A 22,607-nucleotide genomic window follows, 5' to 3' on the forward strand; every position below is an offset into this window, starting at 1 on the left:
TAAAGTATAGCGGGCGCCGGCGTATTCCCACCCGTGGAGGTACCCGATGGCTCGGGAACTGATCGACCTGTTGTGGCGCGGGCATCCCGACGCGCCGAGGGGCGGCGCGCGCGGACCGCGATCGAAGGTCACCACGTCGCAGGCCGTCGACGCCGCGATCACCCTTGCCGACGGCGAAGGCCTCGACGCGGTCACGGTTCGTCGACTCGCCGCCGACCTCGGCATCTCCGCGATGGCGCTCTACACCCACGTCGGATCGCGCGACGACCTGCTCGTGCTCATGGTCGACGCCGTCCGTGCCGGTCAGGACCGGGCACCGTACCCGAGCGACGACTGGCGCGACCGGGTACGGCTGGTCGCCGAGGAGGAGTTGGCGCTGCACACCACGCACCAGTGGTTGTTTGACGTCACCGATCAGCGCACGTCGTTCGGCCCCGGCACGATCGCGCAGTACGACCACCAACTGCACGCGTTCGACGCGACGAATCTGGACGACGTGGCACGGGACGCCGCCCTCACGTTCGTCGTGGACTTCGCCCGGTCCGCGGCGCGCTCACGCCGCCCCGACCCACGGGCCGCCGACATCGCGGCCGTCTGGTCCAGCTGGAACGAGCGCCTCGGCGCGTACCTCGGTGACGACTTCCCGCTCGCACGACGTGTCGGCGCCGCGGCAGGAGCAGCGATGAACACGTCGTACAGTCCCGCCGCCGCCTGGAGGTTCGGCCTCGACCGGGTCCTGGACGCGGTGCAGTCCCTGGTCGACGCCGGCTAGGACCTCACGCCACCGCGGCGATCCCGCCCCGAAGCGGCCAGCGGTAGACCCCGGGGGTCGCCGCATGGTGCAGCGCGAGGTCGACGGCGTCGAGCGCGGCCTGTCGGGGCCCGGGCTGCGCGAGCTGCTTGGCGGAGATCGCGAGACGCACCGTTCCCCCGCGGCGGGCGGCCCGACCCGCGCCGAGCACCAGGGCTCGACACCACCACGGTTCGGTCCGGTGACCCTCGCCGATCCCGAGCACCCGGGCCCGGGTGACGGTGCCCCGTTCGAGGTCGTGGATTCCGGTCGCGCCGGCGAGCAACCGGAAGCCGGCGCGCGGCAGTGCGGACACCGCACCGGGCGAGGCCTGCCACCGCGGCGCGGCGAACAGTCGGGTCCGCAGTCCGGTCTCCTCCATCACCCGGTCGGCCGCGAGCAGTCGCAGCGTCGCCTCGTGCGCGGGCAATGCGGCGAATTCGGCCCGACGCTTCTTGGTGGCGGCCTGGTCGTAACCGTGCAGCACCACGGCGTCACCGCGGGCCTGGCGGCCACGCAGCCACTCCTGGGTCGGCTCGTCCCGGACCAGGCGGTACTTGTCCTTGAGTCTGGGCGCGACCAGCAGCGAGAGCGGTACGCCGCGACCGTCCATCTCGGCGGCGAACTCCTCGACCAGCTCCCTGGTCTCGTCCCTGATTCCAGACACCGACACGATCAGCTCTGCGGCCATGGCCTCAGCGTGCCACCCCAAGGTGAACAGGCGCTGACGCGCCCGTGAGTCTTTCTGGTCCGCCAGGGGGCCGGAAGGACTCACGGGCGGCGGAGCCGCCCTACGGCAGGACGGCCTCGATGGCCGAGACGAGCTCGGGTGCGTCGGGTTCGGTGCGCGGACGGAATCGGCCGGCGACGGTGCCGTCGGGCGCGATGAGGAACTTCTCGAAGTTCCACTGGATGTCCCCCGCGGCGCCCTCGGCGTCGGCGCTCTTGGTCAGCTCCGCGTACAGCGGGTGCCGGCCTTCGCCGTTGACCTCGATCTTCTCCAGCAGCGGGAAGGTGACCCCGTAGGTGGTCGAGCAGAACGTCGCGATCTCCTCGGGGGTGCCCGGCTCCTGACCCATGAACTGGTTGCACGGCACCCCGACCACCGTCAGCCCGCGATCGGCGTACTCGGTGGCGAGCTTCTCGAGGCCTGCGTACTGCGGGGTCAGCCCACACTTGGAGGCCACGTTGACCAGCAACACCGCGCGGCCGTCGAAATCGGCCAGCGAGGTGGGCGCCCCACCGAGGGTGTTGATCGAGATGTCTTGCAGCTGAGGGTTCGTCATGGCGACCACCGTACTCACCCGGTCAGGCGGTCGCCGTCGTGAACGTACGGACTCATCCGCAGCATCGCCCGCTTGGCGAGGGGCCTGGCCAGCGGCGCCAGGTATCGGCGCCACCCCAGGGTGGCCGCGATGTCGGCGACGATGTCGTCGACGTCGCGTGACTGGTAGGCCAGCAGCCGTTGACTCTCCGCGGTGTCCAGCCAGTCGGTCGCATACGGCCTGCCGCTGAACGCGTTGTCCGGCAACATGTCCAGGCTCATCGCGCCCAGCATCGTGGTCAGGTAGTCGCGATAGGTGAGCTGGCAGCTCGGTCCCCCGCCGAGGAACAGGACACGGCCCCACACCTGCGGCGTCTCGAGTGCGTTCGCGAGCGCGACGGCCGCGTCGGCGGGATGCAGCACCTCGATCCGGTTGTCGAGGCCGATCTCGAACATGATCGGCTCCGCGGGACGGATGCCGATGATCGGGACGTCCGCGAAACGCGGAATGAACCACTCCAGGCCGGACCCCCGCACCAGCTCCTCGCCCGCGATCTTGTGTGCGGTGTAGGCATCGGTCGGGACCAGCGGATCGTCGACCCGACGCGGAGGGTCGCGGTGCAGGGTGTGGCCGTGCACGTCGAAGGTGGACGCGAACAACAACTTCGGCGGCCGCGCCTGCGCAGTACAGGCCCGGACCACGACGCGGGTGCCGTCGACGTTGACCTGCCGCGCGTACTCCGGGTCGTCCTCGCTCGCCGGCGGGATCACCGCCGCCAGGTGCAGCACCGCCTCGGCCCCTTCGACCGCCGCCGCTACGGTCGCCGGGTCCCGGACATCGCCCCACATCACGTCGACGCCGCCGACGCCGCGGGCCCGGCGCCTGTCCTCCGGAGTACCGAGGGACAGGCACCGGACTCGATGTCCGCGCCGCTGCAGTTCGGCGAGCACGTGCGAGCCGATGTTGCCGAACCCGCCGGTCAGCAGCAGCTTCATGACCGGATGGTGCCCCGGCCGGGAATCAGCGGAAGGTCGAGCGCGGACAGCAGGCCGGGCTTGGCATCGCCGAGGTACGGGATCGCGTTGATCGCCCGCATTCCGGTGGCCAGGCAGCCGCCGGTGATCGGGTCGTCGTCGCGTTCGCCGCGGAAAGCGGTCTCCTGGGTGATGTTCGGGCTGCCCTTGATGATCACGCGGTACACGTCGTTGTCCACCGAGGTGGCGCGCGGCCAGTGGGTGGCCGCGGCGTTGGTGATCCGGTTGACGTGCTCGATGACGATCTTCGCCTCGTCGCCCACCCAGCCGCGGATCTCGAACCGCACCGCGGCGCACTGGCCCGGTTCGATGACTCCGAAGGGGTACTCGATCGGCTCGGTGGCCGCCCACTTCTCGTAGACGGTGTCGATCCGGTCCAGCTTCACGCCGACCGCGTCCGCGATCATCGGAATGGTGTGGCCCCACGCGAAGACCAGCACCTCCGGGATCTCCAGCACCGCGGGCTGCTCGATCGGGGCGCCGATGCCCATGGTCGGTCCGTAGTCGCCGGCATAGTTGGCGTAGTCCAGCAGTTCCTGCACCCGGACGCTGTCGACCCGACCACAGACACCCATCAGCGTCATCGGGAACAGATCGTTGGCGAATCCGGGGTCGATTCCCGTTGTGAAACAGGACTTTCCGCTCTCCCGGCAGGCCTCTTCGAGCGCGACCTTCATCTCCGGCGGGCACGGCTCGGGATAGACCAACGGCGTCATCGACGTCGACACGACGTGCTTGCCGGACCGCAGCGCGGCGGTCATGTTGTCGATGTTCTGCACTGCGTACTCGGCGGTCGGGCCGAAGTAGGCGACCGCGTCCGCGTCGGCACGTAGCGCCGCCTCCCAGTCCGTGGTGGCGGCGAGCCCGACCGGTTCGGCGCCGATCAGGGTGCCGACGTCGACGCCGTCCTTGGCCGGATCGTGCACGATGACGCCGGCGAGTTCGAACGCCGGGTGGTCGATGAGCTCACCGATGACGAGCTTGCCGACGACGCCGGTCCCCCAGACGATGACCTTGTGCTTCATGTCCTGCTGCCTCTCGAAGTATGATGTGCGACTGCGGTTTTCGACGGTCAGCGGAAGTACTCGCCCGCGTTCACGAAGAGGGTCTGACCGGTGAGCATCCGGGCCCGGTCGGAGGCGAAGAACACCACCGAGTTGGCCACGTCGTCGTCGGCGGGCATCTCGCCGAGCGGCATGTTCTTGGTGATCTCGCCGATCACGGTCTCCTCGGGGACGCCCCGTTCCTTGGCGGACAGCGCGACGTACAGCTCGATCGGCGGGCCCCACATCCAGGTCGGCACGACGGTGTTGACCCGGATCTTGTGCGGGCCGAGTTCCTTTGCCAGCGACCACATCGCGGCGTGCAGCGCCCCCTTCGAGGTCGCGTACGCGGACTGCGGGAGCTGCGGGTGGAACATCGCCTGCGAACCGATCAGCACGACCGAGCCGCCCCGCTTCTTCAACTCCGGCAGCGCGGCCTGAGTGAGGGTGAGGGTACCGATCACGTTGGCGTCGAGCATCGCCTTCCAGGCGTCGAGATCGGCTCCCTCGAGACCGCCGAAGACGTCCTCCTTCGCGGCGACGTTGACCAGCGCGTCCACACCGCCGAAGCGGTCGGCTGCGGTGCGGACCAGTTCGGCGCAGGCGTCCTTGTCGAGGATGTCCGTCACCGCGTACGCCACCCGCTGCCCGGTGGGGTCCACCTCCTCCGCCACCGACTTCAGGTTCGACTCGGTCCGGGCGCCGAGGACGACGTTCGCGCCGTCCCGGCTCGCGGCCAGCGCGATCTCCCGCCCGAGGCCGTTACCGACCCCCGAGACGACGACCGTCTTGCCCTCCAACAACTCCGCCATGTCGACCTTCCTCCGCAGGTATGACGCACACCATTACGTAACTTCGAGTTACGATTCTCGCAAAATAACACCGCGTTAGGCTGACGACAGTGACTTTTGGCGAAGAAGCAGCGGACGAAACGAACGAGCGCAAGCGGGGACGGCCGCGAAACCCGGCGATCGACGGGGCCGCACTGGTCGCCGCCCGGGAACTGCTGGCCGAGGTGGGCTGGGACCAGACCACGATGGTCGCGATCGCCGAGCGCGCCGGCGTCGGGAAGCCCGCCCTCTACCGGCGCTGGCCCTCGAAGACACACCTGGTGTTCGAGGCGATCTTCGGCTGGGTGGACGAGGCCACCCCGGTCGCCGACGCCGCCGACCCGGCGGAGTGGATCCGTCGTTCGTGCGCGTACTCGCTCGAACTGTTCGGCAGGCCCGAGGTCCGGGCAGCGCTACCGGGGCTGCTCGCCGCCTTCCGGGACCGCGAGGACCTGTTGACGGCACTGTGGACCGACTTCGGCGGACCGGGCGTCGGCATGCTCGCCGACACCCTGCGCGGCGGCGGGTCCGACGACAGCGCGGCCGTGGACGCGCAGGCCACCATGCTCTTCATCGTCGGCGGCTCGATGATGCTGCGGATGCTGATCGCCGACGAGGACGCGGCCGGACTGGCCGACCGGATGCCGGGCATCCTGACCGGCGGCGTCGCCAACCGGTAGGAATGCGGCTGCGCCGCAGTGGTGCGCTTACGGAGTCCGGGGACTCCGTTTCCACTCCACTGCGGCTACGCCGCACCGACGGTGTCGAGCACCCAGGCGTACTCGAACGCGACCTCTTTCCACTTCTCGTACCGACCGCTGACGCCGCCGTGCCCGGCGCTCATCTCGGTCTTGAGCAGCAGCGGCGCGTCCCCGGTCTTGGTGGCGCGCAAGGCCGCGACCCACTTGGCGGGCTCGACGTAGAGCACCCGGGTGTCGTTGATGCTGGTGATCGCGAGGATCGCCGGGTAGTCCTGCGCCGTCACGTTCTCGTACGGGCTGTAGGACTTCATGTACTCGTAGACGTCCTTGTCCGCCAATGGGTTTCCCCACTCGTCCCACTCGATGACGGTCAGCGGCAGGGACGGGTCGAGGATCGAGGTCAACGGGTCCACGAACGGCACGTTGGCGAGAATGCCGGCGAACAGTTCCGGCGCCAGGTTCGCGACCGCGCCCATCAGCAGGCCACCCGCACTGCCCCCGTCGGCGACCATCTGCGCGGGCGTGGTGCGACCGGTGTCCACGAGATGCCGTGCGCAGGAGACGAAGTCGGTGAAGGTGTTCTTCTTGGTCAGCATCTTGCCGTTGTCGTACCAGTGCCGGCCCATCTCGCCGCCGCCGCGCACGTGCGCGACCACGAACACCACTCCGCGGTCGAGCAGCGAGAGCCGCGCCACCGAGAAGCCCGGGTCCATGCTGGACTCGTAGGATCCGTAACCGTAGAGCAGCAGCGGCGCCGGACCGCCGGTGCCGCCGTCGGTGCGGCGCTTGACGATCGAGATCGGGATCGCGGTGCCGTCCGCCGCGGTCGCCCAGTCCCGGTGCTGCTCGTAGTCCGCGGGGTCGTAACCACCGAGCACCGGCTGGGCCTTGCGCAGCAGCAGCGCCCCCGTCGCGACCTCGTAGTCGTAGACCCGGTTCGGGGTGATGAACGAGGTGAAGCCCAGTCGCAGTAGCGGTCCCGACCACTCCGGGTTGTTGCCGACGCCCACCGAGTACAGCTCCTCACCGAACTCCAGCTCGTGCAGGTCGCCGTACCCGGCCGCGGTCAGCGGCCACACCGCCACCCGGGTCAGCGCGTCGCGCCGGTAGCTCAGCACCAGGTGGCCGGCGAACGCCTCGGCCTCCTCGAGCCGGACGTCGGCGCGGTGTGCCAGCAGGGTGCGCTGATCGGTCGGGTCCCCGACCGGGGCGTCGACCAGCGTGAAGTTCTCCGCCTTGCCCCCCTCGACGTCGCCGTTGTGCAGGATCAGGAAGCGGTCCTCCCCCGCGACGACCGCGTGCTCGACGGTGTACTCGACGCCGTCCACCCGCGGCAGCACCACCCGGAACTCACCCTCCGGGTTGTCCGACTCGAGGCAGAGGATCTCGGAGGTGATCTTGGAACCGATCCAGATCATCAGGTACTTCTCGCTGCGGGTGGACCCGAAACCCACCCAGAACCGCTCGTCCGGCTCGTGGAAGACCAACACGTCGTCGGCCTGGGCGGTGCCGATGCGGTGCCGCCACACCGTGTCGGGGCGCCAGGCCTCGTCCACGGTCATGTAAAAGACGTGCTGGTTGTCCACCGACCACGTCGCACCGGGCGCGGTACCGGGGATCACGTCGGACAGCTCGGCTCCGGTGGTCAGGTCCTTGAACCGCAGGGTGTACCGCTCGTCACCCGCGGTGTCGACGGAGTACGCGAGCAGCGTGCCGTCGAGGGTGACCGAGAACGCACCGAGCGAGAAGAAGTCGTGCCCCTGCGCGAGCTCGTTGCCGTCGAGCAGCACCTGCTCGCCGTCGATCGCGGTGTCCGCGGACAGCTCGGGCGGGGTCCAGTCGTCCGGGCCCGCGATCGGGCAGCGGCACTGCACTCCGTACTGCTTGCCCTCGAAGCTGCGCGAGTAGTACCACCACTGCCCCATTCGGGACGGCACCGACAGGTCGGTCTCCTGGGTGCGCGACTTGATCTCCTGGAAGATCGTCTCGCGCAGCGGGCCGAGGTGTTCGGTGTGCGCGTCGGTGTACGCGTTCTCCGCCTCCAGGTACGCGACGACCTCCGGGTCGTCCTTGGCGCGCAGCCACTCGTAGTTGTCGACGAACGTGTCGCCGTGGTGGGTGCGCTCGTGCGGGACCTTCTTCGCGACCGGCGCGACCGCCGCGGGGACCGGGGTGACAGGCGAACTCATGCCGACCACCCTATGCGCACGCGGCCGCGACCGGCGGCTACACCCAGTCGGCGAACGACAACCCGGAGATGCGCTCGTAGGCCTCGATGTACCTGCTGCGGGTGGCCTCGACGATCTCCGGCGGCAGCGGAGGCGGAGGCGTGTCCGAGGCTCGGTCCCAGCCCGACTCGGGCCCGGTCAGCCAGTTCCGGACGAACTGCTTGTCGAAGCTCGGCTGGACCCGGCCGGCCTCGTAGCCGTCGGCGGGCCAGTACCGGGACGAGTCGGGGGTGAGCACCTCGTCGGCGAGCACCAGGTTGCCCCCGGCGTCAAGACCGAACTCGAACTTGGTGTCGGCCAGGATGATTCCCCGGTCCGCGGCGAAGCTGGCCGCCCGGAAGTAGATGTCGAGCGTGTCCTCGCGCAGCTTGACCGCCAGGTCCTGGCCGAGCTGGTCCACGACCGTCGCGAAGTCCACGTTCTCGTCGTGGTCGCCGAGCGCGGCCTTGGTCGCGGGGGTGAAGATCGGGTCCGGCAGCTTGCTGGCCTCGACCAGTCCGGCGGGTAGTTCGACGCCGCACACGGCGCCGGTGCGCTGGTAGTCCGACAGCCCCGACCCGGTGAGGTAGCCGCGGGCCACGCACTCGACAGGGACCATGTTCAGCTTGCGCACCACCAGGGCGCGGCCGAGCACCTCCTCGGGGATCCGCTCGTCGTCAGGTGCGCCCGCGAGGTGGTTCAGCCCACCGAGTTCCTCGAAGAAGAAGACGCTCATCGCGGTGAGCACGCGCCCTTTGTCGGGAATCGGGGTGCTCAGGATGTGGTCGTAGGCGGAGATCCGGTCGCTGGCAACGAGCAACAGGTGCTCGTCGTCGATGGTGTAGAGGTCACGGACCTTGCCGCCGGCCAGGTGGGCGTAGTCGGAGAGTGAGGGGCGCACCCGGCAACCCTATCGGGTGCGCGGCGATGCCACCCCCACCCGACGGGAACCGGACAAGTCGGGCGTCCGCTATTCTCCGGTGCGGTGTCACGGTGTACGGGAAGCCGGTGTGAATCCGGCGCGGTACTCGCCACTGTGAGCAGGTACGTCGACCACTAGGGGCCCGACCCCAGCCACTGGATGCATGCGTCCGGGAAGGCGTGACCGACGGCTATCCCTGCCGAGCCAGGAGACCGGCCGTGACACATCCTGCATGTTTTCCACGAGTCATGGAAGGCGGGTCGCTTTGCGTACCCATTATTCGCCGCGAATCGTCGCGGCCACGGCAGCTACCGTCGCCGCTGCCCTCGCCCTGTCCGCCTGCGGCAGTTCGACGTCGTCGGATACCGACGCCGCGTCGATCTCCCTGCAGAACTGCGGCCGCACCGTCGCCCTCGACGGACCTGCCGAGCGTGGTGTCACGCTCAACCAGGGCGCCACCGAGTCCGCACTGTCGATCGGCGCGCAGGACCGGATGGTCGGTACCGCCTACCTCGACGACACCATCGCGCCGCAGTGGCAGGCCGCGTACGGGAAGATTCCCGTACTTGACGAGAAGGCCTTTCCCAGCCGCGAGGCGCTGCTCCAGACCAAGCCGGACCTGGTACTCGCGTCCTACGGAACCGCATTCGACGACAAGGCGGTCGGCACGCGCGAGTCGTTCGACGAGCTCGGCGTCGCCACATACGTCTCACCGTTCGGGTGCACGGACAAGTCGAAGCGTCCGCCGGTCGCCTGGGATTCGATCGCGGCCGAGATCGCCGACTACGGGACGCTGTTCGGCGACCCGGCACAGGCCGACGCGGTGAACGCGCAGATGCGCGAGACGCTCTCCGGGATTGAGGCGGCCGCGGCCGCGAAGGGCAAGAGCATCTTCTGGTACGACAGCGGTACCGGCACCCCGTACGTCGGGGGCAACGCCGGCGGCCCGCAACTGATCATCGACGCGGTCGGTGGCACCAACGTCTTCGCGGACGCCGCCGGAACCTGGCTGGACGGCAGCTGGGAGACCGTGCTGGCCGCGAACCCGGACGTGATCGTCCTGGCCGACGCATCGTGGGACACCGCGGAGGAGAAGAAGAACTACCTGCGGAGCGATCCGGCACTCCGCGACCTGAAGGCCGTGCGTGAGGACAGGTTCGTCGTGGTGCCGTTCTCGACGAGCACCCCCGGACCACGGCTGATCGAGGGCGCGCGTCTGGTCACCGAGCAGTTGGGCGGCGGCGGAGCGTGAGTGCGTCCACCCGGACACGCACCATGACCGGCACCGGCTTGTCGGCGGTCCTGGTGGCGCTGCTCGCGGTGAGCTGCGCGGCCGGGGTCGCGATCGGGGCGGCCGATCTGTCGATCGGCACGGTCGTCGAGTCGATCGGCGGACGCCTCGGCATCGGCCAGGGCACCGATCTGCTCACCACCCACATCGTGGTGGACCTGCGGATGCCCCGGGTGCTGGCCGCCGCGGCGGTGGGCGCGGGGCTCGCCGTGTGCGGGGCGGTACTGCAGTCACTGACCGGCAACCAGTTGGCCGACCCCTACCTGCTCGGCATGTCGGGGGGCGCGTCTCTGGGTGCCGTCCTCGCGCTGACCACCGGGGTGACTGCGGTGGGAGCCTTCGGATTCGGCGCCGTCTCGTCCGCCGCATTTCTCGGCGCTCTCGGCAGCCTGCTGCTGGTGTTCGTCATCGCGACGTCCCGGTCGGGGGCACTGTTGCCCGGCCGACTGGTCCTCGCCGGGATAGCGGTAGGACAGTTGGCTGCGGCGTTGACGTCGGCGCTGGTGCTGGTCGGCGACCGCGACGCCGCCCACCAGGTGTTGAACTGGACCCTCGGCTCGGTGGCCGGTGTGCGCTGGCCGGGTCTGGTCGGCATCCTGATCGTCGTCGCGGCGACGATGACGGTCGTCCTGGCCTTCAGTCGCGTGTTGGACTCGTTCGCGTTCGGTGAGCGTGCCGCCACGAGCCTCGGCACCCACGTCGAACGCTCCCGCTGGGTGCTGTACGGGGTGGCGTCGCTGTGCACGGCGGCGTTGGTCGCGCAGGCGGGCGTCATCGGCTTCGTCGGACTCGTGGTGCCGCACGCGGCCCGCATGCTCGTCGGGCCGCTGCACGCGCGTTTGCTCCCGGTGGTGGCGCTGCTGGGCGCACTGCTGCTGGTATGGGCCGACATTGCCGCCCGCAGCGTGATACCCGGACGGGAGCTACCGATCAGCATCGTCACCGCCGTGGTCGGGGTACCGGCGTTCGTGTGGCTGCTCCGACGCCGAGGAGCGCGCGCATGACGCACCACTCCCCCGAGATCCGAGTCGAAGACCTCACGTGGTCCGCTGGAGGCCACCGAATCCTCGACCGAGTGTCGTGCACGGCCCCGGCCGGGCGGGTGACCGGGTTGATCGGCCCGAACGGGTCGGGCAAGACGTCACTACTGTCGACGATCGGCCGGCTCGTGCGGCCCGACAGCGGACGGGTGCTGATCGGCGACGTCCCGGCGACCGCGATGCATCGTCGCGAGTTCGCCCGCACGGTCGCACTGGTGGAACAGCATTCGGCCACCGAACTGGACCTGACGGTGGAACAGATCGTCGAACTCGGCGCCATCCCGCACCGCGGCGGCTGGGCCCGCCCCTCAGCTCTCGGCACCGGCGGCCTCGTCACGGACTGCCTCACGACCGCCGGGATCACCGAACTGCGACACCGGTTGTGGCAGAGCCTGTCCGGCGGCGAGAAGCAGAAGACCCAGCTGGCCCGCGCGTTCGCACAGCGCCCCTGTGTGCTGCTGTTGGACGAGCCGACCAACCACCTCGACGTCTCGGCGTCGCTGGAACTGCTCGAACTGATCCTGGCCCGCGGACTCACCACGGTGGCCGCGATGCACGACCTCAACCTGGCCGCGATGTACTGCGACCACCTGGTGGTGCTCCGGGGCGGCCGGGTGGTCACCGAGGGACCGACCGAGTCGGTCCTCACCACCGAGTTGCTGGCGGACGTCTACGGCCTCGACGCGCTGGTGCAATCCCATCCACGAACGGGACGTCCGATGGTGGTGCTGTGTGGCACCGTCGACGCGACCACCGAAAGGTCCTTCTCATGAACGCGATTCAGCACAGCCGGTGGGTGATCGTCACGGCGCCCACCGACCGCGGCACCGACCCCCGCGACCAGGTGCTCGGGGCGCTGAGCACGCTGCGGGACCGGCACCCGGACACCGTCTTCGTGACGGCAGTGCTCGGCGGATCCGGAACCTCCGTCACCACGGCGCTCGACGAGGCGGCCGCATCCGCCGCGACCGAGGTGGTCGTGGTGAGCGCCCAGACCGTGCTGGACCGCAAGATCGACGCGTGGTTCCGCCGGGTCATCGGGCACTGGTTGCGTGAGCACTCCGGGGAACGAATTCCCGACGTGCGGATCGCGAATCCGCTCTCCGACACCGCGAACTACGCCGACCTGCTCGACGCCGCGATCTGCGGACCCACCACGGCGGCGCGCACCACCACCGCCCCGCTGACTTCCCCCTCGTGGGACGAGGTTCCGGGCTTCGCACGGCACGTGATGGTGTGCCGCGGCCCACGCTGTTCGGCCCGGGGCGGTCCGGAAACCGCGCAGGCCCTGGACGAGGCGCTCGAGGCGCGTGGTCTCGGCGACGACGACGTCCTCGTCACCCAGACGGGCTGCCTGTTCCCGTGCTCGCAGGCACCGGTGGTCGCGGTGTACCCCGACAACACCTGGTACGCCGGGCTACACACCGAGCGGGTGGAGCGATTCGTCGACGAGCATCTCGTCGAGGGCCGTCCCGTCACCGAGTGGCACGGAGCGCGGCGGTAGCTCGGTCTGCCACCCTGGAACGATGACCACCGTCGCACCCCGTGTCACCGTCACCTACTGCACACAATGCAACTGGCTGCTCCGAGCCGGATGGATGGCGCAGGAATTGCTGAACACGTTCGGCACCGAACTGGGCGAGGTGGCACTGATTCCCGGTACCGGTGGAATCTTCCAGGTCACCGCCGGCGACATCGTGGTTTGGGACCGCAAGCGCGACAGCGGTTTTCCCGACATCGTGACGCTCAAGAAGCTGGTGCGTGATGCGGTCGCGCCGGGCCGGGACCTCGGGCACGCAGATCGCGAGCGCACCGACTGAGCTCCCGGTCTTGACGGCCACTCGATCAGCGACCAGTGTTGGTCGAAGCCAAGCGGGGCGAAACTGCACCCCGTGAAGCGGCCGACCACGTCGCGCGTCGGCCGCGCTACACAGCTGTGCCACCCGCCCGGGGATTCGGCGAGCGGGCCGACCGAGCCCTGGCTAACCGAGTCGGCGCCGGATCGCGCCTGCCAAGTAGTCCAGGTCGGGTCGGCGCGGCATCGTCGGGCGGCCGCGGAGACCGAACCCGTCGCCGGCCGTACGAGGGATGACGTGCAGGTGCACGTGGAACACCTCCTGGCCGGCGACGGCGCCGTCGGCGAGGAAGAGGTTCACCCCGTCCGCGCACGGTCCGTCGGTGGGCAGTCCGGTGAGGTCGGTTCCGTTGTCCCGCAGCGCGGCCGCCAGTCGCTGGCCGACCGCGAACACCCGTCGACCGTCCTCGGGGTCCAACTGCGCCAGCCCCGACGCGTGCCGCTTCGGCACCACCAGCAGGTGTCCCGGCGTGAACGGCCGGATGTCCATGAATGCCAGGGTGTGCTCGTCCTCGTGGACGATGCTGGCCTCGGCGGTGCGCGCGACGATCGCGCAGAAGACGCAGTTCATCCGGGCAGCCTACGAGACTCTCAGCGTGCCAGGACCAGTTCCCCGGCGCCCCGGCCGGACCGGGCCAGCAACGCCGCGTACCGACCGCCGAGGGCGACCAGCTCGTCGTGGGTACCGCGCTCGGCCACCCGTCCGTGGTCGAGCACGACGATCTGGTCGGCGCCCTCGATCGTGGAGAGTCGGTGCGCGATGGTGATGGTGGTGCGGCCGCGACTGACCGTGTCGAGAGCGTCCTGGACCGCGCGCTCGGTCTCGTTGTCCAGCGCGCTGGTGGCCTCGTCCAGGATCAGGATCCGCGGGTCCCGCAGCAGGGTTCGCGCGATCGCGATGCGCTGCTTCTCGCCGCCCGAGAACCGGTGTCCGCGCGCGCCGACCATCGTGTCGTAGCCGTCGGGCAGGGATGCGATCAACTCGTGCACCTGGGCGGCACGGGCCGCGTCCTCGATCTGCGCGTCGGTGGCCTCGGGCCGGGCGTGCCGCAGGTTCTCCCGGATCGTCGCGTGCAGCAGGTAGGTCTCCTGCGAGACCACACCGACGAGCTCCGACAGCTCGGCGAGCGTGATGTCGCGCAGGTCGACGCCGTCGATGCTGACCCGACCCGAGGTGGGGTCGTGCAGCCGCGCGACGAGCGAGGCGAGTGTGGTCTTGCCCGAACCGGTTTCGCCGACCAGCGCCAGCGAGGACCCGGCCGGGACCGCGACGTCGACCCCCGTCAACGCGTCGCGGTCCGCATTCTCGTAGCGGAAGGCGACGTCGTCGAAACGGACCGTCCCCGCGACCGTCGCGCGCGGCATAGGGACCGGGTGCTCCGGGTCGTCGATCTCCACCTTCAGATCCAGGTACTCGAAGATCCGGCTGAACAGCGCCAGCGAACTCGTCACGGACACACCGACGTCCAGCAGTTGCATGAGCGGCCGGAAGAGCGCGCCCTGCAGGCCGGTGAACGCGACCAGGGTGCCGATCGTCATGCCACCGGAGGTCGCGGGCAGTCCGGCGGCCAGGTACAGCAGGGCGGGAATGGCGGCGAACACAATGTTCATCGTGGCCATCCGCCAACGGCCGGACAGCTCGGAGCGGACCTCGAGGTCGGTGAGTACCAGCGAGGAGTCCGAAAAGCGTTGCGACATGGCCGGGCCCGCGCCGAGCGTCTTGCCGAGCTGGATGCCGCTGATGGAGAGCGACTCCTCGATCTGGGTCTGCATGTCGGCGAGAGTGCGCTGGCGCTGGGCGGTGATGGCCCGTCGCATCCGGGCGACCTTGCGGGTCAACCAGATGGCCGGCGGGAGCACGATCAGCGAGAGCAGCGACAGTCGCCAACTCAGCACCGCCATCGCGACCGCGGTGCCGACCACGGTGGTGAGGTTGGACGCGATCGAGGTCGCGGTCGAGGTGACGACGGTCTGCATGCCGCCGATGTCGTTGGTCAGCCGGGACTGGATCTCGCCGCCGCGGGTGCGGGTGAAGAAGCCCAGCGACTGGCGTTGCAGATGGGAGAAGACGTCGGTTCGCAGGCCGTGCATGATGCGCTGGCCGACGGTCGTGGAGATCCACGTCTGCAGCACGCCGATGACGGACACGGACACGGTCACGGCGAGCATGCCGAGGACCGTCCACACCAGCAGCGGGACGTCCTTGTCGGGAATGGCGCGGTCGATCACCTCGCGGACCAGGAACGGGTTGGCGAGGGAGATCAGCGAGGACGCGACGATCAGCGCCACGACCACCGTGATCTGCCCGCGGTAGGGCCGGAACAGTGCGCCGATCCGGCGCAGGCTGACGGGTTGGTCTGCGAGTTGGGCGCGGTCCGCGGGATCGACCTTCGCGCCACGCGGGCCGCGTCCCGGACCGGGACCGCCGAAGTGGGGGCTCGTCATACAACCACCCCTCTCGAATGTTGGGGTAAGACTTATTGAGGTTCCCTCAACATGAGGCAACTGTCAAGTGAGGTAAGCTCCGTCACCATGACCGAGGCATCGTCAGAACAGCTCCGCGACCTCGTGATGTCGGCGTCCCGCACCTTGCGCCGGGGGTGGTTCGCCGCATTGGAACCATGGGAGCTGTCCCCGCACGAGTTCCGGGCGCTGCGCGTGATCGACCGCGAGGCGGGGGGACGTCCGCGACTCGGCGACGTCGCGAAGGCGCTGCGCATCGCACCCCGGTCGGCGACCGAGGTCGTCGACCGGCTGCAGAAGCGCGACCTGGTGCTGCGGGTCTCGGACGGAGTGGATCGGCGGGCGGTGTGTGTGCAGCTCACCGACGAGGGCCGAGCGCTGATCGCCGAGATGTCCTCGGTCCGGGATGCGCAGGCCGCCGACTTCTTCGCCCCGCTCGACGCCCACGATCGCGGCGAGTTGCGCCGCATCCTCGACCAGCTCCTCGCCGACGAGTCCTGACAGACCTTCCCCGGATGCGACAACGAGCCGCGACGCGGACGATCGGCCCCGCCGCCGACGAGCGCAACTAGCAACCTTTGGTTGCACATCCCGAGCGAATGCCCTACCGTCATATGCAACCAAAGGTTGCTAGATGACGGGAGAGCGAAATGGAGTACGGCAGCATCGAGCGGGAGATCCACGTCGAAGCTACGCCCGAGGTGGTCTACGAGGTCATCAGCAAGCCCGAACATCTGCGGGAGTGGTGGCCGGACGAGGCAGAGCTCGAGCCGGTGCCCGGCGCCACCGGGGTCATCTCGTTCGGCGACAGGACCATGCCGGACGCGAAGGTCGTCTCACTCACGGTGACGGAAGCCGACCCACCCCGGCGGTTCGCTTTCCGCTGGGTCTACGACGAGGGCGCGACCGTCACGTCGACCAACTCACTCCTGGTGACCTTCGACCTCGTCCCCTCGGGCGCCGGCACCCTGCTGCGGTTCACCGAGACGGGGTTCCGCGAGAGGGGCTGGGAGGCAGCAGTTCTCGAGGAGGCGTACCGCGAGCACGTCACCGGCTGGGACCACTTCCTTCCCCGCCTGGTCACGTACGTCGCCCGACTGGTGTCGACGCCGTGAGTGCCGCCGTCGACGACGACCTCTGGTCTGCGGTCGGGGACCCCATCCGGCGACGGATGCTCGACCTCTTGCTGAGCGGCGGCAGCGGGACCGCGACCTCACTGAGCGAGCAACTGCCGGTCACGCGGCAGGCGGTCGCCAAGCATCTCGGAGTGCTCGACCGAGTCGGTCTGGTCCACGTCACCCCGTCCGGGCGCGAGCGCCTCTACCACGTCGACCAAGCCCAGCTCGCCCGTGCGGTCGCGCAGCTGTCGTCCGTCGGGGCCGCCTGGGACGCCCGCCTGCATCGCATCAAACGGATCGCCGAGGCGATCCAGCGCAGCCAGGAGAGCTGACCCGCCACAAACGAACGTCGCCACGTCCGTGGCGGCGCCGACGAAACGCGCCCGAATGCGGACGCCCGCACTGGAAAAGAGGTATCGAGATGGTGGACATCCTGCACAGGATCGGGGTCACATCGACTCCCGAGGCCGTCTACGCGGCCCTGACCACGGTCGACGGTCTGGCGAGCTGGTGGACCGAAGACACGGACGGGGACGGCGACGTCGGAGGAGTCGTCCGGTTCCGCTTCGAGCCCGGCGGGTTCGACATGAAGGTACTGGAGGCTCAACCCACCGAGCGCGTGCTCTGGGAGGTCATCGACGGCCCCGAGGAGTGGCTCGGCACGCAGATTCGGTTCGACCTGAAACAGGAGGACGGCTACACGATCGTGCTGTTCCGGCACGAGGGCTGGCGGGAGCCGGTGGAGTTCATGTACCACTGCAGCACCAAGTGGGCGACGTTCCTCATGAGCCTGAAGCACCTGGTCGAAACCGGCAAGGGCGAGCCCGCTCCGCACGACGTCAGGATCAGCAACTGGCATTAGCCGCCGATTCGAGCGGCCCCGCCCGCAACGACGAGGACCGGGTCCACGCACCAGCGTGGACCCGGTCCTCGTCGGCGACCTCCTCGAATCCGGTCGACGCCGCGCTACAGAATCGGCGACGGCGAGTACTTCGCCGCCTCGGGGTACTGCTCGACCAACAGCGCCACCCGGCGCACCACCGCGTCGACCTGCGCCTCGGCCGCACCGATGAACGCGGACTTGTCGGCCAGCGCGGCGTCGAGGCCGGCCCGGTCGAGCGGGAACCGCTCGTCGGCAGCGAGGCGGTCGAGCAGGTCCGGCTCGCGGCCGTCCTCACGCATCGCCAGTGCCACGGCGACCGCATGTTCCTTGATGACCTCGTGCGCGGTCTCGCGTCCGGTGCCCGCACGCACGGCGGCCATCAGCATGCGGGTGGTCGCGAGGAACGGCAGGTAGCGGGTGAGCTCCTTCTCGATCACCGCCGGGTACGCACCGAACTCGTCGAGCACGGTCAGGAAGGTCTCGATCTGGCCGTCGATCGCGAAGAACGCGTCGGGCAGCGCGACACGGCGCACCACCGAGCAGAACACGTCGCCCTCGTTCCACTGGGCGCCGGCCAGCTCGGCGGCCATCGAGGCGTAGCCGCGCAGCACGACCTGCAGTCCGTTGACGCGCTCGCAGGAGCGGGTGTTCATCTTGTGCGGCATCGCGGAACTACCGACCTGGCCGGGCTGGAAGCCCTCGGTGACCAGCTCGTGGCCGGCCATCAGCCGGATGGTGTGCGCGAACGACGACGGCCCGGCGCCGACCTGCACCAGCGCGGAGAGCACGTCGTGGTCGAGCGAACGCGGGTACACCTGGCCGACGCTGGTCAGCACGTGCGCGAAGCCGAGGTGCTCGGCGACCTTCGCCTCGAGGAACTCGAGCTTCTCGGTGTCGCCGTCGAGCAGGTCGAGCATGTCCTGCGCGGTGCCCATCGGGCCCTTGATCCCGCGCAGCGGGTAGCGGTCGATCAGCTCCCGCAGCCGGGTCAACGCGACCAGCAGCTCGTCGGCCGCGGACGCGAACCGCTTGCCGAGGGTGGTGGCCTGCGCGGCGACGTTGTGGCTGCGACCGGCCATCACCAGCGACGAGTACTCGGCGGCCCGCTCGGCCAGTCGCGCGGCGACGGCGACGCCGTGCGCGTGGACATGCTCGAGCGACCGGAAGACCTGCAGCTGCTCGACGTTCTCGGTGAGGTCGCGGCTGGTCATGCCCTTGTGCACGTGCTCGTGGCCGGCGAGGGCGTTGAACTCCTCGATGCGGGCCTTGACGTCGTGCCGGGTGACCCGCTCGCGGGCGGCGATCGACTCCAGGTCGACGTTCTCGATCACCCGCTCGTAATCGGCGAGCGCCTCTTCCGGGACGTCGATGCCGAGCGCGGCCTGCGCCCGCAGCACCGCCAGCCACAACTGCCGCTCGAGCACGATCTTGTGCTCGGGCGACCACAGCGCCGTCAGCTCGGGGCTGGCGTATCGATTGGCAAGGACGTTGGGGATGCGGCTCACGGGCGCCCAGTTTACGGCTTCCCCGCGGTGTGTGATCGACGGCTACGCCGAGACGGGCGGCGCCACGATGTCGATCACCTGGAGCAGCATGTCCCGCGCGAGTGCCTTCGGATCGGGGTCGGACTCACTCAGCGCGCCCACCACGGCCCCGTCGACGACGCACACGAGCCGGCGCAACTGGTCCTGGCGCACCTCGCGACCGGACCGCCGCAGCACCGCGACGAGCAGGTCGTCGAGCTGGGCCCGCAGCCGCAACTGCACCTCGCGCAGCTCCGGATGCCGCGCGAACGCGACGAAACGCTCGTAGCGGTTGACCAGTTGCTCGCGCCCGCACGCGCCACCCTCGAATACCCCGACCAGCATGTCGACGATCAGCTCGACGGTCGCCTCGACACCCCGGTTACGTTGGGACACTTCGGCTATCCGGGCCTCCATCATGTCGAGCTCGCGCATCCCGCAGAGTTCCACGGCGGCGGCGTTCAGGTCGTCGAGGGACTCGAAGTAGTAGGTGGTCGACGCCAGCGGCAGATTCGCCCGTGCCGCCACGGCTCGGTGACGGACCGCGTCGAATCCGCCCTCGGTCAGCAGGTCCGCGGCGGCCTGGACGAGCGCGAAGCGGCGCCTCTCACCCTTCGGAGTCGCCGCTTCTGTCACCGCCCCATCCTGCCAGCGGGCAGCGGCTCTCCGCGTCGATTTGGTGAAGTGAGGTTAACTACCGAGCATCCCGCTGCGCGCCATCCGCGCCAACGCCTCCTCGATGTCGGCGGTCGCGCCCGCGAACGAGAGCCGCATCGTCCGATCGCCGTGCACGGTGTCGAAGTCGATGCCCGGTGCCACCGCGACCCCGGTCTCGCGGAGCAGTTCCGCGCACCACGCAGTCGAGTCGCCGGTGAAGTGGCCGATGTCCGCGTACACGTAGAACGCGCCGTCGGCGGGCGCGAGCTCGATGATCCCCAGCCGTGGCAGTCCCGACAGCAGCACCTCCCGGTTCACCGCGTACCGGCGCACGTGCCCGTCGAGCTCGGCGAGGGACTCGTCGGTGAACGCCGCGAGCGCCGCGTACTGCGAGATCGCCGGCGGGCACACCGTCATGTTCGACGCCAGCCGCTGCAGCGCGCGCCGCAGTCCGGTCGGCACCAGCATCCAGCCAAGTCGCCAGCCGGTCATCGAGAAGTACTTCGACACCGAGCCGACCACGACCGCCTCGGTGGAGGTCTCCCAGGCACATGCCGTTGCGGCGTCACCGAATTCGATGCCGTGGTAGATCTCGTCGGAAATCAGCAGGGTGTCGTGGTCCGCACACCAGCGCGCCAACGCGGCCAGCTCGTCGCGGTCGATCACCGTGCCGGTCGGGTTCGCCGGGCTGGCCACGATCAGCCCGGCGGGCGGGGTGTCGAGCGCCTCGAGCATCGCCACCGTCGGCTGGTAGCGGGTCTCGGGACCGCAGTCGAGTTCGACCACCCGGCAGCCGAGCGCGGTGAGGGTATTGCGGTACGCCGGATAGCCGGGCCGTGCCACGACCACCGTGTCCCCGACGTCGAAGGCGGCGAGGAACACGAGTGTGAACGCGCCGGACGAACCGGTGGTCACGACGACGTCCTCCGGGTCGACCGCGATTCCGGACCGCGTCGAGTGGTAGCGGGCGATCGTCTCGCGCAGCGGCAGGATGCCGAGGCTCTCGGTGTAGCCGAGCAGGTGGGCGTCGACGGCCTCGTGGGTGGCCCGCAGCACCGGCGCGGGCGCGGGCGTGGACGGCTGCCCGGCGGCGAGGGTCAGCACGTCGCCGTGAGTTCGCGCGCGCTCGGCCGCCGCCGCCCACACGTCCATCACGTGGAACGGCGGTACCTGGGATCTCTGGGACTCTGCTCGCACCCTCACGACGCTACCGCGATCCGTCGAACGGGAATTCACGGCTCGTGTCGGGCCGAACCCGCAGCCGTGAATTCCCGTTCGACGCGTGGGTGTGCCTAGTGCAGGTCGTTCGCGACGATGTTCGCCATGTTCCGCTCCGCCAGTGCGGTGATGGTGACGAACGGATTGACGCCGGTGTTGCCCGGCACCAGCGACCCGTCCATCACGTACAGGCCCGGGTACCCGTTCAGGCGGCCGTAGTTGTCGGTCGCCTTGTTCAGGACACAGCCTCCGAGCGGGTGGTAGACGAAGTCGTCACCCCACGTCTTGACCGTCCCGAACAGGTCGGTGCGGTAGATGGTCCCCTGCTTCTTGTTGATCTTGTCGAAGACCGCCTTGGCCATGTCGATCGCGGGCTGGTTCTGCGAGGTCTTCCAGGACAGGTCGACATTGCCGGTGCTGGAGTTGAACAGGAAGTTGGCCCGCTCGGGGTTCTTGGTGATCGCCAGGTACAGGCTGACGAACGTCTCGATGCCGGCGGGCATCGGTGCGATCTCGGCGAAGACCGGAGCGGTGGGATCGGCCCAGTTGTCGATGCCCAGCACCGGAATCGACGACTGCTTGGCTCCGGTCGCGTCCCAGGCCTGGTTTGCCCGGCCGACCATCACGTTGCCGTTGTTGCCCCAACCCTGGCCGACCTCGCCGGGCAGGTTCGGCAGGATTCCCTGCCCCTTCATCGAGACCAGCAGCTTGCTGGTGCCGACGCTGCCCGCGGCGAAGATCACCTTGTCCGCGGTGACGGACTTGGTCCCGACGACGTTGCCCTGCCCGTCGATCTGGTTCATCTCGACCGTGTATCCACCGCCGGACGATGCGGGCGCCACCTTGGTGACCTGGTGCATCGTCGTGATGGTGAGCTTGCCGGTGGCGGCCGCCTGCGCGAGGTAGGTCTTGTCGAGCGACTTCTTGCCCGCATTGTTGCCGTAGATGACCTCGCCGGCGAGCGCCGACTGGGTGACCGTGCCGGCGTCCTCCTGCTTCATGTAGTTGAAGTCGTAGACGTTGGGCACGAACGTCGTCGCGAAGCCCGAGGCTTCCGCCGTCTTCTTGGCGGTGCGCGCGAACTGGTAGTACTTGGTGGAGCTGAACCAGGCCGGATCGATGTTGTTGACCCCGAGCGCCGCGTTCGCCTTCGGGAAGAAGGTGTTGTACATCTCGTTCGAGTCGACCGAGGGCAGGATCTCCTCGAAGTAGCCGCGTTTGGGCGTCACGGCCATGCCACCGTTGACCAGCGAGCCACCGCCGACGCCACGGCCCTGGTACACCCGGATCCCGGCGAAGTGTTCAGCGTCGAGGACACCTGCACCCTTGGTGATGTTCTGGTTGATCGGGATGCCCATGATGTTCGAGAGCGGCAGATCGGTCTTGTCGCGCAACCAGGTCGAGCGCTGGTCGGGCTTGAGGATCGGACAGAAGATCTTCCCGTCCGAACCCGGGGTGGTCCAATTCTGGCCCATCTCGACGATGTTGGTCGTGATGCCGGCCTGCGTCAGCCGCAGCGCCGCGACGGCACCGCCGTAGCCGCTGCCGATGATCAGGACGGGCACCCGGTCTCCCGTGGCCAGGGCGCGCCTCGGCGAGGCCGCCGCGGCCAGCCAGGAGGAGGACAGCGCCGCGGCGCCCACCGCCATGCCCGACGCCGCGAGGAACCTCCGGCGGGAGAGCCGGGCGTTCGTCAGTGGCGCAAATCCTCGTGATCCTCGGTACTCGCTCAACGGAACCTCTCTAGTTCACTGGTCAACAAAGTAG

The 22,607-nt window shown here is 69.3% G+C and carries 24 protein-coding genes and 1 riboswitch; of the genes, 11 read left to right on the forward strand and 13 right to left on the reverse strand.

The features are described from left to right. Positions 1–46 precede the first annotated feature (46 nt). The gene (locus tag FK531_RS06485) at positions 47–772 is read left to right on the forward strand and encodes a TetR/AcrR family transcriptional regulator (protein ID WP_142096480.1); all 726 of its coding nucleotides are present in this window, start codon (positions 47–49) and stop codon (positions 770–772) included. Positions 773–776: 4 nt separating this feature from the next. Here the strand turns inward: FK531_RS06485 and FK531_RS06490 are convergent, their stop codons facing one another. The 5 genes from FK531_RS06490 to FK531_RS06510 all read right to left on the reverse strand — a co-directional run bounded on the left by FK531_RS06490 (position 777) and on the right by FK531_RS06510 (position 4,944). Beyond that, complete coding sequence (locus FK531_RS06490; RefSeq protein WP_142096483.1) at positions 777–1,481, reverse strand: DUF2334 domain-containing protein; 705 nt, start codon at positions 1,479–1,481, stop codon at positions 777–779. A gap of 100 nt (positions 1,482–1,581) precedes the next feature. Then, positions 1,582–2,076, reverse strand: a complete 495-nt coding sequence (locus tag FK531_RS06495) for a glutathione peroxidase (RefSeq protein ID WP_142096486.1) — start codon at positions 2,074–2,076, stop codon at positions 1,582–1,584. Positions 2,077–2,090: 14 nt separating this feature from the next. After that, the gene (locus FK531_RS06500) at positions 2,091–3,050 is read right to left on the reverse strand and encodes an NAD-dependent epimerase/dehydratase family protein (protein ID WP_142096489.1); all 960 of its coding nucleotides are present in this window, start codon (positions 3,048–3,050) and stop codon (positions 2,091–2,093) included. Further along, positions 3,047–4,114: an NAD(P)H-dependent amine dehydrogenase family protein gene (locus tag FK531_RS06505; RefSeq protein ID WP_142096492.1), complete on the reverse strand. Its 1,068-nt coding sequence runs from the start codon at positions 4,112–4,114 to the stop codon at positions 3,047–3,049. The genes FK531_RS06500 and FK531_RS06505 overlap by 4 nt, the downstream gene beginning before the upstream one ends. 47 nt (positions 4,115–4,161) lie before the next feature. Beyond that, on the reverse strand, positions 4,162–4,944 hold the full coding sequence (locus FK531_RS06510; RefSeq protein WP_142096495.1) for an SDR family oxidoreductase: 783 nt from the start codon (positions 4,942–4,944) through the stop codon (positions 4,162–4,164). Positions 4,945–5,033: 89 nt separating this feature from the next. Here FK531_RS06510 and FK531_RS06515 point away from each other — a divergent pair, with 89 nt between their 5' ends. After that, on the forward strand, positions 5,034–5,642 hold the full coding sequence (locus FK531_RS06515) for a TetR/AcrR family transcriptional regulator (RefSeq protein WP_181762844.1): 609 nt from the start codon (positions 5,034–5,036) through the stop codon (positions 5,640–5,642). A gap of 65 nt (positions 5,643–5,707) precedes the next feature. On the opposite strand, the gene FK531_RS06520 is transcribed toward FK531_RS06515, so the two are convergent. Together FK531_RS06520 and FK531_RS06525 are read right to left on the reverse strand one after the other, a co-directional pair. Continuing rightward, positions 5,708–7,852, reverse strand: coding sequence for a S9 family peptidase (locus FK531_RS06520; RefSeq protein WP_142096500.1), 2,145 nt, complete (start codon positions 7,850–7,852; stop codon positions 5,708–5,710). Positions 7,853–7,889: 37 nt separating this feature from the next. Next, positions 7,890–8,771, reverse strand: coding sequence for a phosphoribosylaminoimidazolesuccinocarboxamide synthase (locus FK531_RS06525; RefSeq protein ID WP_142096503.1), 882 nt, complete (start codon positions 8,769–8,771; stop codon positions 7,890–7,892). A gap of 73 nt (positions 8,772–8,844) precedes the next feature. Then, positions 8,845–9,027: riboswitch (cobalamin riboswitch) on the forward strand. Positions 9,028–9,057: 30 nt separating this feature from the next. Here FK531_RS06525 and FK531_RS06530 point away from each other — a divergent pair. The 5 genes from FK531_RS06530 to FK531_RS06550 are packed head-to-tail and all read left to right on the forward strand — an operon-like array spanning position 9,058 to position 12,943. After that, a complete protein-coding gene (locus FK531_RS06530; RefSeq protein ID WP_246097927.1) occupies positions 9,058–10,044 on the forward strand; it encodes an ABC transporter substrate-binding protein in 987 nt (328 codons plus the stop codon). A gap of 23 nt (positions 10,045–10,067) precedes the next feature. Next, entirely contained in the window at positions 10,068–11,087 is a 1,020-nt protein-coding gene (locus tag FK531_RS06535) for a FecCD family ABC transporter permease (RefSeq protein ID WP_142096509.1), read from the forward strand. Further along, positions 11,084–11,896, forward strand: a complete 813-nt coding sequence (locus FK531_RS06540) for an ABC transporter ATP-binding protein (RefSeq protein WP_142096512.1) — start codon at positions 11,084–11,086, stop codon at positions 11,894–11,896. The genes FK531_RS06535 and FK531_RS06540 overlap by 4 nt, the downstream gene beginning before the upstream one ends. Then, entirely contained in the window at positions 11,893–12,627 is a 735-nt protein-coding gene (locus tag FK531_RS06545; protein ID WP_142096515.1) for a (2Fe-2S) ferredoxin domain-containing protein, read from the forward strand. The genes FK531_RS06540 and FK531_RS06545 overlap by 4 nt, the downstream gene beginning before the upstream one ends. 22 nt (positions 12,628–12,649) lie before the next feature. Further along, positions 12,650–12,943: an Rdx family protein gene (locus FK531_RS06550; protein ID WP_142096519.1), complete on the forward strand. Its 294-nt coding sequence runs from the start codon at positions 12,650–12,652 to the stop codon at positions 12,941–12,943. A 162-nt stretch (positions 12,944–13,105) separates the two neighbouring features. On the opposite strand, the gene FK531_RS06555 is transcribed toward FK531_RS06550, so the two are convergent. Together FK531_RS06555 and FK531_RS06560 are read right to left on the reverse strand one after the other, a co-directional pair. After that, on the reverse strand, positions 13,106–13,549 hold the full coding sequence (locus tag FK531_RS06555) for an HIT family protein (protein ID WP_142096522.1): 444 nt from the start codon (positions 13,547–13,549) through the stop codon (positions 13,106–13,108). A gap of 20 nt (positions 13,550–13,569) precedes the next feature. Further along, positions 13,570–15,423 carry an ABC transporter ATP-binding protein gene (locus FK531_RS06560; protein WP_142096525.1) on the reverse strand — a complete coding sequence of 618 codons (1,854 nt, stop codon included), beginning with the start codon at positions 15,421–15,423 and terminating at the stop codon, positions 13,570–13,572. An 87-nt stretch (positions 15,424–15,510) separates the two neighbouring features. Here FK531_RS06560 and FK531_RS06565 point away from each other — a divergent pair, with 87 nt between their 5' ends. From FK531_RS06565 to FK531_RS06580, 4 genes are all read left to right on the forward strand, one after another. Then, positions 15,511–15,942 (forward strand): MarR family winged helix-turn-helix transcriptional regulator, encoded by a 432-nt coding sequence (locus FK531_RS06565; RefSeq protein WP_142096528.1) that lies wholly within the window; start codon positions 15,511–15,513, stop codon positions 15,940–15,942. A 149-nt stretch (positions 15,943–16,091) separates the two neighbouring features. After that, complete coding sequence (locus FK531_RS06570; protein ID WP_142096530.1) at positions 16,092–16,556, forward strand: SRPBCC family protein; 465 nt, start codon at positions 16,092–16,094, stop codon at positions 16,554–16,556. Further along, positions 16,553–16,891, forward strand: coding sequence for an ArsR/SmtB family transcription factor (locus tag FK531_RS06575; RefSeq protein ID WP_142096532.1), 339 nt, complete (start codon positions 16,553–16,555; stop codon positions 16,889–16,891). The genes FK531_RS06570 and FK531_RS06575 overlap by 4 nt, the downstream gene beginning before the upstream one ends. Before the next feature lie 89 nt (positions 16,892–16,980). After that, entirely contained in the window at positions 16,981–17,421 is a 441-nt protein-coding gene (locus FK531_RS06580) for an SRPBCC family protein (RefSeq protein WP_142096535.1), read from the forward strand. A gap of 104 nt (positions 17,422–17,525) precedes the next feature. Here FK531_RS06580 and purB read toward each other — a convergent pair whose 3' ends face one another. From purB to FK531_RS06600, 4 genes are all read right to left on the reverse strand, one after another. Then, the gene (gene purB, locus FK531_RS06585) at positions 17,526–18,947 is read right to left on the reverse strand and encodes an adenylosuccinate lyase (RefSeq protein ID WP_142096538.1); all 1,422 of its coding nucleotides are present in this window, start codon (positions 18,945–18,947) and stop codon (positions 17,526–17,528) included. Positions 18,948–18,989: 42 nt separating this feature from the next. Next, a complete protein-coding gene (locus tag FK531_RS06590; protein WP_142096541.1) occupies positions 18,990–19,601 on the reverse strand; it encodes a TetR/AcrR family transcriptional regulator in 612 nt (203 codons plus the stop codon). A gap of 54 nt (positions 19,602–19,655) precedes the next feature. Continuing rightward, on the reverse strand, positions 19,656–20,819 hold the full coding sequence (locus FK531_RS06595; RefSeq protein WP_142096544.1) for a pyridoxal phosphate-dependent aminotransferase: 1,164 nt from the start codon (positions 20,817–20,819) through the stop codon (positions 19,656–19,658). Between the two features lie 95 nt (positions 20,820–20,914). Continuing rightward, positions 20,915–22,573, reverse strand: a complete 1,659-nt coding sequence (locus FK531_RS06600; protein WP_494338125.1) for a GMC oxidoreductase — start codon at positions 22,571–22,573, stop codon at positions 20,915–20,917. Between the last annotated feature and the right edge of the window lie 34 nt (positions 22,574–22,607).

The sequence above is a fragment of the Rhodococcus spelaei genome, assembly GCF_006704125.1.
In the GTDB taxonomy this organism is placed as follows: Bacteria; Actinomycetota; Actinomycetes; order Mycobacteriales; family Mycobacteriaceae; genus Rhodococcus_G; species Rhodococcus_G spelaei.